The 15,391-nt window shown below is 53.0% G+C and carries 12 protein-coding genes; 9 read left to right on the forward strand and 3 right to left on the reverse strand.

The annotated features are described in order from the left end of the window. Positions 1 to 7 precede the first annotated feature (7 nt). From selD to yqeC, 3 genes are all read right to left on the reverse strand, one after another. Positions 8 to 1,048 (reverse strand): selenide, water dikinase SelD, encoded by a 1,041-nt coding sequence (gene selD / locus F459_RS0108240; RefSeq protein ID WP_020612259.1) that lies wholly within the window; start codon positions 1,046 to 1,048, stop codon positions 8 to 10. Continuing rightward, complete coding sequence (gene yqeB, locus F459_RS0108245; RefSeq protein WP_020612260.1) at positions 1,045 to 2,655, reverse strand: selenium-dependent molybdenum cofactor biosynthesis protein YqeB; 1,611 nt, start codon at positions 2,653 to 2,655, stop codon at positions 1,045 to 1,047. The genes selD and yqeB overlap by 4 nt, the downstream gene beginning before the upstream one ends. A gap of 90 nt (positions 2,656 to 2,745) precedes the next feature. Continuing rightward, positions 2,746 to 3,537, reverse strand: a complete 792-nt coding sequence (yqeC, locus tag F459_RS0108250; protein ID WP_245540122.1) for a selenium cofactor biosynthesis protein YqeC — start codon at positions 3,535 to 3,537, stop codon at positions 2,746 to 2,748. Positions 3,538 to 3,626: 89 nt separating this feature from the next. Here yqeC and F459_RS0108255 point away from each other — a divergent pair, with 89 nt between their 5' ends. From F459_RS0108255 to F459_RS0108295, 9 genes are read left to right on the forward strand one after another with little or no spacing between them, the layout of a single operon-like run. Further along, positions 3,627 to 5,171: a response regulator gene (locus F459_RS0108255; RefSeq protein ID WP_154651659.1), complete on the forward strand. Its 1,545-nt coding sequence runs from the start codon at positions 3,627 to 3,629 to the stop codon at positions 5,169 to 5,171. Positions 5,172 to 5,224: 53 nt separating this feature from the next. Further along, positions 5,225 to 6,529 carry a glutamate-5-semialdehyde dehydrogenase gene (locus tag F459_RS0108260; protein ID WP_020612263.1) on the forward strand — a complete coding sequence of 435 codons (1,305 nt, stop codon included), beginning with the start codon at positions 5,225 to 5,227 and terminating at the stop codon, positions 6,527 to 6,529. A 9-nt stretch (positions 6,530 to 6,538) separates the two neighbouring features. After that, positions 6,539 to 7,639, forward strand: a complete 1,101-nt coding sequence (proB, locus tag F459_RS0108265; RefSeq protein WP_020612264.1) for a glutamate 5-kinase — start codon at positions 6,539 to 6,541, stop codon at positions 7,637 to 7,639. Between the two features lie 38 nt (positions 7,640 to 7,677). Beyond that, entirely contained in the window at positions 7,678 to 9,261 is a 1,584-nt protein-coding gene (locus F459_RS0108270; protein WP_245540123.1) for a spiro-SPASM protein, read from the forward strand. Then, positions 9,236 to 10,195 carry a glycosyltransferase family 2 protein gene (locus F459_RS0108275; RefSeq protein WP_020612266.1) on the forward strand — a complete coding sequence of 320 codons (960 nt, stop codon included), beginning with the start codon at positions 9,236 to 9,238 and terminating at the stop codon, positions 10,193 to 10,195. The genes F459_RS0108270 and F459_RS0108275 overlap by 26 nt, the downstream gene beginning before the upstream one ends. Further along, a complete protein-coding gene (locus F459_RS0108280) occupies positions 10,192 to 10,899 on the forward strand; it encodes a cytidylyltransferase domain-containing protein (RefSeq protein WP_020612267.1) in 708 nt (235 codons plus the stop codon). Before F459_RS0108275 ends, F459_RS0108280 begins: the two co-directional genes overlap by 4 nt. Continuing rightward, entirely contained in the window at positions 10,892 to 12,748 is a 1,857-nt protein-coding gene (locus tag F459_RS0108285; RefSeq protein WP_020612268.1) for a methyltransferase domain-containing protein, read from the forward strand. The genes F459_RS0108280 and F459_RS0108285 overlap by 8 nt, the downstream gene beginning before the upstream one ends. Next, complete coding sequence (locus F459_RS0108290; RefSeq protein ID WP_020612269.1) at positions 12,732 to 14,399, forward strand: ATP-grasp domain-containing protein; 1,668 nt, start codon at positions 12,732 to 12,734, stop codon at positions 14,397 to 14,399. Before F459_RS0108285 ends, F459_RS0108290 begins: the two co-directional genes overlap by 17 nt. Next, positions 14,384 to 15,391 (forward strand): N-acetylmuramoyl-L-alanine amidase family protein, encoded by a 1,008-nt coding sequence (locus F459_RS0108295; RefSeq protein WP_020612270.1) that lies wholly within the window; start codon positions 14,384 to 14,386, stop codon positions 15,389 to 15,391. The genes F459_RS0108290 and F459_RS0108295 overlap by 16 nt, the downstream gene beginning before the upstream one ends.

A 15,391-nucleotide genomic window follows, 5' to 3' on the forward strand; every position in this document is an offset into this window, starting at 1 on the left:
TCCTCCACTATGCTATGGTGATTTTTTCGGAAGGACCTTCGACGCTGCCTATGAGGGCCGCGGATAGTCCTTTTTCATTCATTGCTTCGACACATCTTTCAGCATCCCGTGGGGAAACGGCTGCCAGAAGTCCTCCCGAGGTTTGCGGATCAAAAAGAAGGTCGAGGAGAACCGGATCAATCGTTTCCGCATTGGCGATGAAAGGCAATCTGAACTCCTTGTTCCGGTAGGTCCCCTCGGGGACAAGGCCCATGGATGCATATTCCATGACATCGGGAAGGAGCTTAAGGCTGCCGCTCTTGATCGTAAACCCCCAGGCGGAACCTGAGACCATCTCTGCTGCATGTCCAAGGAGACCGAAACCCGTCACATCGGTACATGCAGATAGATCGGCGGTTTTCAGAATTTCCATTGCGGAAAGATTGAGGGTCGCCATCTGCCGGGAGGCGGCCTCTATTGCCTCCTCGCTGGCCAACTCCGCTCTGAGCGCCGTGTTGATCAGCCCCGTTCCGAGGGCCTTTGAAAATATGAGGGCATCCCCCTTTCTGAGGGTGTTGTTTCTCCATACCTTCTGAGGATCCACCCTGCCGGTAATGGAAAAGCCCAGCTTCAGCTCCGGGTCGTCGACACTGTGCCCTCCGACCAGGGAGCAGGATGCCTCGGAGAGCGCGGAGATTCCTCCCTCCATCATACTGCGCAGATGTTCGAGGGGAATCTTATCCTTAGGGTAGCAGAGGATGGTGAGCGCCGTGAGTGGTGTTCCTCCCATGGCAAAAACATCGGAGAGGGCGTTGGCTGCTGCTATCCTCCCGAAGGTGAAGGGATCATCGACGATAGGAGGGAAAAAGTCGACAGTTTGGACCAATGCCATATGCTCGTCGATTTTATAGACCCCCGCATCTTCCGCAGCGGAAAAATCACTCAGAACCGCCGGATTTTCGGCTTGCGAAAGGCCGCATAATGCCTTATCAAGCAGCCCCGGCCCTAATTTTGCCCCGCAACCCGAGAAACGGGTGAAACCGGTTAATTTTATTGCTTCATCTTTCATACTATTTTTTTCCTCCGTGCCAAAAGCATCAAGATTGCCTCAAGGACCCCGCCGGCTACGGCACGGGCCTTGTCACTTACGGTGGTGAAGTCAGCTTTTTCTCCCCGGGGATCAACATCCCCGATTTTAAAGTCTTTGGTAACCTCGCTTCCTCCCTTGATTAGGCCCCTGACCATGCCATCGATGGGAGCCGTAACGATATCCTTCTGCCCATCTTTCCCTCTGATGGCCATGACAGGATCTCCGCTACGTACAATATCGCCAAGGGCGCAAAGTTCTTCAATGATACCGGCTACCGGGGCTCTGATGACACGCTTTGCAGAAACCCCCGAGATGTTTCCCGGAACATTGGTATTGGCCTGTGCCGAGCCGTGGAGGATGACTTTTCCGAGGTGATGTCCCCGATTGGTCTCTATTACCGCATCAACGTCGTCACCTGCGGAAAAGCCGGGCCCCAGACCGATGACCGCAGGAGCCATCTTCTTATGTGTTCCGAGATTCTTTTTTGCAAGAATGGCGTCGACAACGGCAGCCGGACGGAGCGCCTGAATAAGTGATCCTTCCGGGTCGGCAATGATGGGGATCTTACCTTCGGTAAGCACCGCCTCAATTTCTTCAAAGCTTTCGACACGACAGGCGATGATTCCTTCCACCACCATGGTTCCGTCGAACATCGCTTGAGCGAAGGCGACGCTACGTCGTATCACCGTCGGATGCTTAATCTCGAGTACGACGACCTCGAAGCCCGATCTGAAAAGCCGACAAATGGTGCCGGTGGCGATATCGCCTCCTCCCCTGACCACCACACGCCTTGGGTGGTCTCCCGAAAGAGGCACTCCCGTATGCCCGCTTCGAACGGCAAGCAGTTCCGCCGCTATCGATATTGCAATCTCCTGTGGTGTTTCCGCTCCGATATCCAAACCGATGGGGGCCCTTACCCCGGCAAGTTGTGCCTGAGGCACGCCTTCGTCGGCCAATTTATCCATGAGCAGACGAACCTTTCGACGGCTGCCGAGCATACCAAGATAGATAAACGATTTACCAACAAAATAACGGAGAGCCCGCTCATCGCTGCTGTTGGTCGCAATGATAATAAAAGAGGAGGGATCAGAGGGTAGTGAAGCCATTGCCTCTTCGAGATCGTTTCCGAGATACAGCTTTGCTGCCATGGGAAATCGCTCAGCGGAACAGAATTCGGCTCGCTCCTCCACCACCTCGACACGAAAGCCAAGTTTCGCCGCTACCTTTGCAATCTCAAGACTTACGTGTCCCCCTCCTACAAGAACGAGCCTGGAACCCGGATTGACACATTCTATAAAAACCTTTAAGGACCCGCCACATTCCATGCTTATGCTTTCGACCTTGTCACCCCGGTCGAGGTCATATTCAAGAAGCTTGGATCGATCGAAGCGGATACATTGCAAAGCCTCCTCAATCACTATCCCCTCTACAGGGCCTCCTCCAATTGTTCCGAAACTCCTGCCATTGCTTAGGACAATCATTTTCGCTTTGCTTCGGGGGGTAGAGCCTGATGATGATACGATAGTGGCAACGGCAAAGGGAGTGTGCTCTGCCGACAGCTGTGCGGCTTTTTCAAAAAGGTTCATGGGACAGCTCCTGAACAGCATTGTTTTCACGCATTAGCGTTGTAGCATACCATTGTTTTGATTATGATCCAATGGTATTCCATCATTTTTTTAAACGGCCATTATCTGTGCCTTTACGTCCTTCGCCATCATTGACCCGAAGAGCATCTCGATCCCTTTTTCTCCCCCTTCGGAGTGCAGGAAAAGCCTTTCAAGGCTCTCTTTAAGATTGGCAGCACGATCTTTATTCAGCATATCCAGCTTGTTAAAAAGGAGAAAGCGCCGTGCATTGGAAGGGGCCGATTTAAAAGCGCCTTCGGGATGGGTGGCAAGACGATAGTAGTGTTCCGCCGTAACCGGGCATTCCGGGCGGCAGCCCGTAAGAGATGCGAAACGTTCCGGACGGTGAACATGGTTTTCATCCATGGGGGCCTCATAACTGTCGAGCCCAATTACGGCAATGAGGTGGGTGGTGCACTTCGGTATCTGAGGCTCCTGGGATCCCGGAGCCTTAAGCGGACGCCGCTTTGCCCCATCAGCCTCTACAATGATCAGATCGTAATCCCGGCGAAGTTCACAGATACGGTCCCTTTCATAGCCCTTGACCTTCTTGATTTCCGGAAGTTCCGCCTCGGCTGCAAAGGTTATGGATCCATCCCCGGAAGAGGGTGGGACAACCGTTTCCCCTATGAAACAGCGATGAAAACGAGCGGTAGGGTCTATACGCGGATCGAACATCTTGGTTGTGGTAGTGATCAGCACATTCTTTCCCCGACGTGCTGCAGATTCGGCAAGGTGATAGAGGGTCGTACTCTTTCCTCCTCCTCCGGTGAGGGCGATGATCGGAGGATGGAGAGGGGAAGCTTGTTCTGTCTTGTCGAACAACATGGTAAAGAGCTCCATAGCGAGATGATCATAACAGATTTTATGCTGCTGTGCTAATCATCCGCTTAGCTATTGACCTGGCATATCTCTATGCCTACATTTTAAGGGTGAGTAACGATGAAATCTTGCCGCATGTCCTCGTTGTTGATGACGAGGCCATAAATCGCCTCCTTCTTATTACGGCCCTGAGAAAGCGGGGCTATCTCCCGGAAGAGGCGGCCAACGGTAAAGATGCTTTAGAAAAGATAAAGCAAAAGTCTCCTGATCTTATTCTGCTTGACGTGATGATGCCCGATTTAACCGGGTTTGATGTCTGCCGCAGCCTTAAAGAGCATAAAGAGACTGCGGATATCCCTGTAATTCTTGTCACAGCCCTTCATAGTCGTGAGGATATCGAAGAGGGAATAAAAGTAGGGGCCGATGAATTCATCTCCAAACCGGTCAATATCAATGAACTAATGGTTCGTGTCAGGACCTTGCTGAAGATACGTGAACTCAATGCCCACGTTGCCTCCAGCGGACTTTTGTCTTCCTTCGACGGGATAGCCGCTTCGGGTCTCTCAGCCCCGACGGAATTGAGTTGTGCCGAGGCTGATCACCTTATTGCAAGTATTATTGAGGCCCATCTTGCTGTCGGACCGGAGGATTATCACAGGCCGCATGCTGTTTTTGTCTCCCTTAGTGCCGGGAGCTATGAATGCGGAGGAAAGCTGTTTTTTAGAACGGAAGAGGATATCGAGGAAGAAAATATCGATGCCGAACTTAATATTGAGCAGTTGCAGTCCCTCGGGGTGTGGCAAGAGGGAATGTTGATGTCGAACTGGCAGGGGGCCGCTTCCTCGCCGGAGGCGTATACAAGGTTTTTTCCTGAAAAACTTATAGAAAAGCTTGGGACGATACGGAACTTTATCCTCTATATTAATGATTCCCAGCGCATTCTCTTTCTGAACTTTCATCGTAGTCTTAAACTGTTTGATCTTACCTGGTACCGTCACCTCGGGTTTTATATTTATCTCTTGCTGCTCGTCTTTGAAAAGATGGGCAAAAAAGAAGACGAATATCTCAATCTTGTACGTGAGCTGGGAAAGATAACTGAGGTAAAAGAAGGATCGGAGGGGAAGCATAGACGTATACAACGGGTCTGCGCTTTACTCTGTAATAAGCTCGATTGCTCTCCCGGTTATACAACGACACTTCTTGATGCCGTGCAACTCTACGATGTCAGTAAGCTGATGATAGATCAATCCATACTCAGTAAAGACGGCCCTCTCTCTGGTACCGAATGGACGCTTGTTCGTAAGGCCCCTGTTTTGGCTTCCTGGGTATTTCACGAATTACCTCGTCTTTCCACGGCGAGAGAGATCGCCGCAAATTTGTACGAGCGATACGACGGGACGGGATATCCTCTCGGCCGAAAGGGCCGGGAAATTCCTTTTGCGGCTCGATTGGTACGGGTGGTCGATATTTATGAAAGTTTACGTTCGCGACGCAGTTTTCGTAGTCCGTTTTCCCACGACGAAGCCATCGCACTATTGAGCGAGGGCGATGATCGCCTCTCTCCCGATCATTTTGATCCGGAAATTCTCAGGCTCTTTCTCTCGCTGGAAGAAGATGTTCAGACCATCTACGGCGATATCCCGAAAGCGACCTGAACAGCAGTGATTGGTTGTTGCCACGCTGGGCTTTTACGGTCTACCATGTGTGTATGAGTGTCAGAGAAAAAGCCCTGATGGTGAAAGATGCCCAGATTTTGCTTGGGGCGGCAAAGGGATCTGAGAAAAATGATGCGCTTGTCGGCATGAAACAGGCCCTACGAAAAGGAGCAAAAGCAATTTTCGAGGCGAACAAGGCCGACCTTGATGCTGCCGAACGCGAGAAGCTTTCGGCTCCTCTTTTGAAACGACTCAAATTCGACGAAACGAAACTCGACCAGGTAATCGCCGGAATCGATGCCTTAATCGAACTTCCGGACCCTGCCGGAAACATCCTTGAAGCGAGGAAACTGGACGAGGGGCTCAACCTCTATCGGGTAAGTTGTCCCATCGGGGTCATCGGCATGATTTTCGAGTCAAGGCCGGACGCCCTGGTGCAGATTGCATCTCTCGCACTCAAAAGTGGAAACGGATTGCTTCTCAAGGGAGGAAGTGAGGCCCTGCGGACAAATAGAGCTCTCGCTTCTCTTATTGCCGAAGGGAGTGTTGCCTCCGGTGCCCCCGAGGGGTGGATGGCCTTTTTGGAAAGTAGAGAGGAGGTGGGAGAGCTCCTTGAACTCGACGATCTGGTTGATCTCCTTATTCCCCGGGGATCGAACGACTTTGTACGCCATATCATGAAGAACTCCTCCATTCCAGTTCTCGGACATGCCGATGGCATCTGCCATCTCTATCTTGCCGGGGATGCCGATGAAGAGATGTCTGTTTCTATTGCCGTTGATTCGAAGACCCAGTATATGGCCGTCTGCAACGCCCTTGAGACCCTTCTCGTTGACGAGACTGCTGCTTCCCGGCTGTTGCCTCCCTTGCAAAAGGCCTTTCAGGCTGCAGGAGTGGAGCTTCGGGGATGTGATACGACCAGAAGCTTTATCGATGTGGCTGCCGCTACCGAAGAGGATTGGCGTACAGAGTATCTGGGGCCGATCCTTTCCATACGGGTTGTGAAGGATATCCATGAGGCTGTCGCTCATATCAACCGCTACGGTTCCGGCCATACCGATGCCATCGTGACGAATGATCCTGCCAAGGCGTCGTTCTTTATGGTCAGGGTCGATTCCGCCGATCTTTTCTGGAATTGTTCCACACGATTTTCCGACGGATATCGCTATGGTCTCGGTGCCGAAGTGGGGATCAGCACGAATAAGATCCACGCCAGGGGGCCTGTGGGGCTTGATGGCCTTATGATTTACAAGTGGCGTATGATCGGTTCCGGACAGATTGTCGACGATTACGCCTCCGGACGCCGTTCGTTTCTCCATCAAGATATCTCCGCCGATCCCTCCGATGCGCTGTTATAGGGGTCGGTTATGAGGGATGCCCTTCGAAAAGCAAATCGGATTGTGGTCAAGATCGGTACAAACCTTTTGGCCCGGGACGGAGGGCTTGATGTGGAGGCCATGGCGCGATTTTGTGATCAGATTGCTTCCTTGCTGGAGGTCGGGAAACAGGTTCTTCTTGTCAGTTCGGGGGCCATCGGTATGGGGGCTATGGAACTGGGTATAGAGAGCAAAGTGACCGAGGTCCGGATGCGTCAGGCCTGTGCCGCCATCGGGCAGCCCCTTCTCATGCACCAGTATCGGGAGTGTTTTGCAAATCACGGGATTACCATCGCTCAGGTACTTATTACACGTTATGTGCTGAACAATCGCAGGACCTACCTTAACCTTCAGGCTTCGGTGGAAACCCTGCTTTCCCTCAATGTTGTTCCCATTTTCAATGAGAACGACAGCATTGCCGTTGATGAGATCAACCTTGCCTTTGGTGACAACGACCGTCTCAGCGCCATGGTGGCCAGCAAGATCGATGCCGACCTGCTTATCATCCTTACGGATATTGACGGTCTCTACGATGGAGACCCCAAAAGCGACCCTCATGTACGTCGCATCGCCGTTGTTCCCAAGATCACCGATGAGGTGTTCAGCTGGGCAGGGAGCCCCGGAAGTACCTTTTCCACCGGCGGTATGAAGACGAAACTCCTTGCCGCAGAGATTGCCGCCTCGGCTGGTTGCTCCATTGTCTTGGCCCATGGCAATGAGAAGAATGTACTTCCGAGAATTTGTGAAGGGGAGGATATCGGTACCCTTTTTCTTGCTGGCAAACGCCTTTCGGCACGTAACCGCTGGATTCTCAACAGCGCCCCGCGTGGTACCATCTGGATAGACGAGGGGGCGGTCAGCGCGCTCAGGCGCCACAAAAGTCTTTTACCTCCGGGGATCGTAGGAGTCGAGGGCTTCTTTGATTCGGGCGAGGTGGTTGCCATCAACGATATTGCCAAGGCGGTGACAGCCTTCGATAGCGAGGAGCTTCGGAAATTGATGGGACATCACACCGCCGACATCACCTCCATCATCGGTAGTAAACGGCGGGACGAGGTTTCGCTGCCTGAGGATATTGTCTTTCTTGATTAATGCTACAATCCCCTTTCGGGAGTGTCGATAAACGAGTTATGGATATCTTTGTTGTTCTGAATGCAATTCACATCGACGGTCATGCCTTCGATCCTCTTTTCTCCGACGGTGATACCGCTTTATCGAGGACGGTTCGAAAAGCCTTGTCTCTTGCCCCCGGCGGCCGGTGCTTCCTTTTCCTTCCCGTATGCTATGTAGATGTCGCCTCCAGGCATCTGCGGAAAAAGGGACTTAATGCCGTAGTCTTCGTACAGCGGCAGCAGTGGGATACCGATGCCTTTCTCCAGGCCCTGGATGAGGCTGCATCGTCGCTTCCGTCTCCGGCAGAGGGGGCTTTGCAGCTTTTTTACCACCTCTATGCCGATGCTCCCCTCTTTGATGAAAGCCTTGCCCTGCGTATGCTGCATAATCACGAACATTATTATGCAACCTACAGTTTTGCCGACGGTTATCCCCGGTTCTTTGCTCCCGAGATCGTATCGGTTTCGGCGATAGGACAGATACGGGAGCTCTATCGCTCCTCACACTCTTCCGGCAAGGATGTACCGCTATCCGATTCCATCCTTTTCGATCTTATCCAAAAGGATATCAACGCCTTCGATATCGAGACGGAGATAGCCCCCGACGACCTGCGCCTTCTTCGGGTCGATCTTGTGGCCCGGGGAAAAGAGCGGACCCTGCTTCTCAAGCATATTATCGACGCCGGCGGAGAGGTGGATCCCATTCCGGAGATTTTGGTCCGACAGCCTGCATTGCTGCGGACCGTACCCGCCTTTATCTATATCCAGATCCATTCCGCTTGCCCTCAGCGTTGCAGTTGGTGCCCCTATCCGAAGGCGCCGTCGAAGGCGATCGATCGCAACGAATCGATGAGCCCCGAGGCCCTTGCATCCATCCTCGATCAGGTTGTCGAGCTTAGTGAAGAGGCGGTGATCGGCCTTTCCCTTTGGGGGGAGCCTGCGCTCCATCCCGACATCCAGACAATGGTTGGAAAGGTAATCTCCCGGCCCGGATTATCCGCCATGATCGAAACCTCAGGAGTCGGATGGAACTTGTCCGTGTTGGACGCCATTGCTGCTCTTGAGACAGCAACGGAGCGCATCGAATGGATCGTTTCCCTGGATGCCTTTGAGGTTGACAGCTATCGTCGCTTTCGAGGAGAGGGCATGGAAGAAGCCTTGGCAACGGTGAGGGCTCTCGCCGAGCGCTTTCCCGGTCATGTGAGGGTCCAGGCGGTCAGAACGAAAGAGAATGAGGCCGAGCTTGAGCAATTTTACCGCTTTTGGAAAAAGCAGAACGTGGAGGTGATCATTCAGAAATACGACAATTTTGCCGGAGCGCTTGAAGAGAGGAAGGTTACCGATCTTTCCCCTGTGGTCCGCTTCCCCTGTTGGCATCTGAAACGTGACCTTCATATCTTTCTTGACGGTTCGGTGCCGCTCTGCAAGGAGATCATTCCCGGAAGCGAGTCTATAGACCAGGGGACACTGCTCGGCAACGTTTTCGAAGAGCCACTGAAGGACATTTGGAAGCGTGGGGAGGAGCGGTATCTTGCTCATATCCGACAGGAATGGGGATATCCCTGCGAGGGTTGTGATGAGTACTACACATTTAATTTCTGACGATTCACATCTTCCCTATACCATCGTCGGGAAGAAACGCGAAGACCGAAAGCTCACCATTCCGCCCCTTTTATCTTTGGTTGTTCTCAATAGGGGAGGGCGTCCCTATCGGAACGATTATTTTCGGGAACTTGAGCGTATAGGGAATTTCGAGATTATCTCTGTGGAGGGACAGGAACGTTCCTTCGATGTTGAGGCCCTTTCGGCTAGATATCCCCAGGTCTGTTTTCTCTTGCTGCATCAAAGGGTTTCGGCTGGGGAGGCGGTCAATCTCGGTATGAAGGAGGCCCAGGGCCGACTTGTCCTCGTGCTTTGGAATGATATGCTGCCCGGTCCCCTTTCCGAGGGGCTCCTTTCGCGAATATTGTCCCAGGAACGGCTTTGTACGGTTCCTCATCTCCAATCGCCAAAGCTCGAAACGGTTCCTTCCATCGCGGCGCCTGCCTTTTATCGCAACAGGCTCAAGACGCTCCCCATGGTGCCGAGCGCCGATGCTGTTCCCTCTCTCTTCCCCTTCGATTATTGTGGCCTCTACGAACGGGAGCGCTTCCTCCTGCTTGGCGGGTACGATGGCCTGATCTCAAATCCCCATTGGCAGAAAATGGATTTTGGGTTTCGGACCCACATGTGGGGAGAAAAACTGCTTTGTTCCACCTCCTTCCGCGTTCGCTATCTTGGCGACCATGAAGCGGAGGATACCACTCCGGATGCGAGCTATGGTCGTTTTTATCTGAAGAATCTTGCCGTTCGCTTCGATGGGGATGCCGGTGTCTTGCCGGCAGGACGCTTTCTACCCTATGCAGGAAAGCAAGGAGGGTCGATTTTTTCCAGGATCAGGGAGTTTCGTGATGCTTCCCATTGGGTCCGCGAAAACCGGTTTCGTTTCTGCCGGGATGCCCGCAGTGTGACGGACCTGTGGGAGACTGTCGAATGAGTAGTACCACAAAGGATGCGGTTCTTCTGCAAGTGCGTCTGGATTCCACGAGGCTCCCGGGAAAGGCACTCCTTGCCTTGGGCGATTTAACCGTTGTTGAGCATGCCATGCGCTCTCTTTTGTTGGTCCCCGCTTCCAATCGGCTTCTTGTTACTGATGCCGATAGTGCTTCCCGGCTTCGACCTCTTGCAGGAAAGTGGAATTTTGAACTTTTTACAGGACCCAAAGAGGATGTTCTCAAGCGTTTTGCCCTGGCCATTGAAGGCAGGAATTTTAATCGTATCCTACGGGCAACCGGGGACAATCCCCTGGTCAGTGCTTCCCTCGCATCACAACTTCTCGAACTCCAGCAGATCCACGGCTGGGACTATTGCGGCTTTCTTGGCCCACCTCTTGGCACCGGTGTTGAGGTGATGAGGGCAGAGGCCTTGCGTTTGGCAGATAAGGAGAGCACCGATCCCTACGAACGGGAGCATGTCGCCCCCTATCTGTATCATCGACCCGAACGGTTTCGTATTGCCAGACCCCAGGCCCCTGTAGCCCTTTCCCTGCCGGATATGCGAGTGACCCTCGATACCCCGGAAGATTATCGTTATCTCTCCCGTATTTTTCGGGAGTGTTATACCGGAAAGCCCATACCGGTACAACGGCTCATTTCATGGTACCGTGCATCTGAGGAAGAAGGGAGCCGCGGGCGTGGGTGATAATCGACGAGAAAGCCCTCCGGTGGTATGTGTTCCCCGTTTTTCCAAGGGAAGCGGTACCGGCCATATTGTCCGTTCCCTTCGTCTGGCACGGCGTGCTCACGACGAGGGGCGTAAGATGCTGATTGCCGTCGATGAGGGTCAGCTTGTCAATGCGCGGAAGCTTGCCCTTCTCCATGGGGTGGACCCATGCCTGCTCTTTTCCTTAGAGGCTCTTCCCCATCACCCGGTGATCTGTGGGGAGAAAGCTCCCGCTCCTCTTATCGTCGCCGATCTTCGAGCCTCCTCAGCTGAGGAAGTGGCGTTTCTGGATTCCCTCGGTTATCTTGTGGGAATCGATGAGGGAGGCGATTTTCGTCAGCAGTTTCCTTTTCTCATCGATCTTTTGCCGAAGCGTAAACAGGGAGGGAAGGCCAATATCGGTATCCTTCCCTCCATCGGTGAAGTCGAAACAAAGAGAAGTTCTGATCTCCCGTCCGTTTTGATTTCCTTCGGGGGGGAGGACCCTGAGAATTTGACCCCTCTTATTGTCCGACTCTTGATCGATGGTGCCTATCTCCAGGCTTCTCAGATTCAGGTGATTCGCAGAAGCATAGGTGAGCCCTTTGCCTTACCGGCTGGAGTAAAGCAAATCGACCCGGTTTCGGATCCGCTTCCCCTGTTCCGTTCATCCGACCTGCTTATAAGCTCTTTTGGCCTGACTGCCTGGGAAGCGGTCTCCTGCGGTATTGCCGTTCTTTTGCTCAACCCCTCACGGTATCATCAGCTCCTTTCCACGCGGAGCGGTTTCTCTTCTCTCGGCTGGGTGTCGGGTAGGAAGGGGCGGAGCCGCCTTAAAACCCGGCTGCGGCACCTGTTTCCTGAACGGCAGCTTACCTGGTCGGGGATCAGTCGGCTTCATATCCCACATCCGGGGGATGAGTGGAGTTGCAATCGCGATGTTGAGTCGTTGATCCTCTCGATGAGGCCCGAAGGAGGCGTCATCTGCCCCCTGTGCGGCCGTCGCCTTAACAGTGTGGAGAGTCCTGTGGTACATCGGAGTGAGGAACGGTCGGTACGGCGTTGTTCCTCCTGTGGAGCCATGGTCCTTTTCGATCCCTTTCCTCCTGAGAATCGATACGGTGAAGACTATTTCTTTTCCGAGTACCGGAGCCAATACGGGCGGGATTATCTGGAGGATTTCGACCACATCAAGACCCTTTCTGTGCAGCGCTTGGAGCATATCACCGCCGTTATCGGGAAAACTTCCGGCCCTCGGCTTCTTGATATCGGTTGTGCTTACGGCCCCTTTCTTGCCGCGGCCCGGGATGCAGGGTTTTTCTGTGAAGGCATCGAGATCACCCCCGGTGCCGTATCATATGTAAAAGAGCGGCTCGGTATTCCGGTTTATGCAGGATCTGTCGATGATATACTTTTTGACGGTCCCCTTGAAGCAATGGCCGCACACTACGATGTCATTACCCTTTGGTATGTAGTCGAACACCTGCCGAACCTTTTTCAGGTCATCGAGGGGATACAACGTCTGCTCCGTCCCGGTGGTGTATTCGCGTTCTCGACGCCTTCGTTCCGCGGCATGAGTGCCAGACGTAAGCCTGATGCATTTTTTGCTGCGAGTCCTTCGGATCATCTTTCGATCATGGCTCCGGGGCAGGTTTCCAGCTGGCTTTCCCGCCATGGTTTTCGTGTCGACAGACTTGTTTCCACCGGTATTCACAGCGAGCGTTTCCCTTTTCCGTTTAGCGCTTTTCCTGAAAGCCTTCTCCATTCCCTTGCAGCTCGTTTGCGTCTGGGAGATACCTTTGAACTCTATGCAACAAAACAGGAGCGCCGTCATGATAGGCCAAAATAATGAAACTGCTGCGGCAAAAAAACGTATCTTGATTCTTGGAGCCGGAATTATGCAGCTTCCGGCGATTCGAATTGCAAAGGCGAAGGGGTGGTATGTGGCCGTGGCCGATGGATCCGACGAGGCTCCCGGCATTTCCCTCGCCGATCGGTTTTTTCATGTGGATTTGAAGGCGTGGGAAGCGATGACCGATGCTGCCGAGGTGATGCGGCAGGAAGGGGGTATCGATGGGGTGTTTACCGCCGGTACCGATTTTTCGCTCACCGTCGCGCGTGTGGCGGAAAAGCTCACGCTTCCCGGTATATCCGTCGAAGCAGCCATGGCTGCAAGCGATAAGGCGCTTATGCGAAGAACTCTTTCCAATGCGAATGTCCGTGTTCCCCGATTCGTGCAATTGGCCGGTGGAGAAAAAAAACTTTCAAAAGAGCTATCGTATCCCCTTGTGGTAAAACCGGTCGACAACATGGGTGCCAGGGGGGTCAGAAGGGTTGATAATGATGAAGAGCTTTCCTCCGCCCTCGATGACGCCTTTCGTTTCAGTCGAAGTGGTTCGGTGATCGTTGAAGAGTTTCTCGATGGACCGGAATTCAGCATCGACGCCTTGGTGGAGAAGGGACAGGTGCGTTTTTGCGGTATTGCCGATCGTCACATCACCTTTGCTCCCTATTTTGTCGAGATGGGGCATACCATTCCCTCTTCGGCTTCTGCCGATATGATCGAAGAGGTAAAGCGGGAATTTCTTAAGGCAGTAGCGGCCATTGGGATCGATAATGGTGCTGCAAAAGGAGATGTGAAGTTTTGCCGGGGAAAGGCCTGGATTGGTGAGGTCGCCGCACGACTTTCCGGTGGCTTCATGTCGGGCTGGACCTATCCCCTCTCCAGCGGGGTCGAACCGACCGACGGTGCCCTGAATATTGCCGTCGGATTACCGGCAAATCTTCCCTCTCCCGTGCGCAATCATACCTGTGCCGAACGAGGCTTTATCTCGGTACCTGGTGTCGTCGCTTCCGTGGAATCTCTGGGTAAGGCAAGGGCCATCAAAAGCGTTAAGGAAATATTCGTTCTTATTAAGCCGGGGAGTGAGGTGAACTTTCCGGTGAACAACGTACAGAAATGCGGAAATGTTCTGGCATCTGCAGACCGTCGTGAACAGGCTGTTTCCGCTGCCCAGGATGGGGCGGGACGGGTCTTGGTACGACTTGTTCCCGGTGAAAAACGAACAGGGGCCTTTCTGTTTGGAAAAAAAGAAGCCTGGATTCCCGATGCGTATACCCTTTCCTGTGAGGAGAATCGTGCTGCACTTTCACGTCTTGAGCCGATCTACGGCGTTGACAAAAGGCTTTCCTCGCCTCTCTCCGACTCAATTACCCTTGTCTCTCTGCCGATACTCAGAAACGAGGTTGCAGTAGATTGGCATGGCCTCGGTTTGAGGGAAGGCTTTGATCGTCTTCTTGCTCTTACCGGAGTATCTGCCGTGAATCCCCAAAAGTGGAGGATGTCCGGACAAGAGAGACTCCTCCTCGGGTCGCTCTTCTGGAGGGCTTTTCTGCGGGGAGGCGTTCAGGGAGGGGTATGGATCATCGACACGGTCCGCTCTTGGAGAGAGCGGGATATCGACTATAGGCGGGAGTTACAAATTTGGGAAAACGCATAGCCGCAGCCGCACTGCTGTTCTTTCTGTGTGCTCTTATCCCCGCGGCTGGGCAACAGGCTTTGAAACCGGAAATAGAGAGCCTTGGTCTGGGTTTTAGATGGGACCCCTATCTTGAAATGGGGGTTTTAGAGCGGAGTGGCCATTCTTTACGCTTTACTCTCGACGGAAGCTACTATCTTTTGGATGGGAATGAGATCGGCAGCGGTTCCGTCACCCGAAACAAGGAAGGGTCCCTTGTCGCTGACCAGCCTTTTATCACCGCACTGAGAGAGCATTTTCCCGTTTCCGATGTCAGTGCCGTCTCCGTAACGACCATCATTATCGATGCAGGTCACGGCGGTAAAGATCCCGGTGCCGTCGGTCGCCATACGATAGATGGAAAGCCTTATGTAATCAAAGAAAAGGACATCGTCCTTGAGGTTGCCAAAGAACTCTATGCCATGCTTTCGAAGAACTATCCGGAAAAACGTATCATGCTGACTCGAAATGACGATGTCTATCCTACCCTTGAAGAACGGACCGAGATAGCCAATTCGGTGGAATTGGGGGAAAACGAGGCGATGGTCTTTATCTCGATTCATGCCAACGCTTCCCTCAACAGCAAGGCTTCCGGCTTTGAGGTATGGTATCTGCCTCCGGATTACCGGAGAGAACTGATCGATCCCGAAAGTATTGATCCGAATGCCAGGGAGGTCGCTCCCATTCTCAATACCATGCTTGAAGAGGAATATACCGTTGAAAGTATCCTTCTCGCCCGTAGTGTTTCGGCAGGGATGGAACAAATGATCGGCGATAAAAGCGAAAACCGCGGGCTGAAAGAGGAATCGTGGTTTGTTGTACGTAATGCGAAGATGCCTTCGGTGCTTATCGAGCTGGGCTTTGTCACGAATCCCGAAGAGGCACGCCTTCTTGGAGACGCCGGCTACTTGAAGAAACTGACCCAGGGCATCTATAATGGCGTCGTTGGATTTATTAATCGCTTCGGCGAATGA

It is taken from the genome of Sediminispirochaeta bajacaliforniensis DSM 16054 (assembly GCF_000378205.1).
GTDB classification, from domain to species: Bacteria; Spirochaetota; Spirochaetia; order DSM-16054; family Sediminispirochaetaceae; genus Sediminispirochaeta; species Sediminispirochaeta bajacaliforniensis.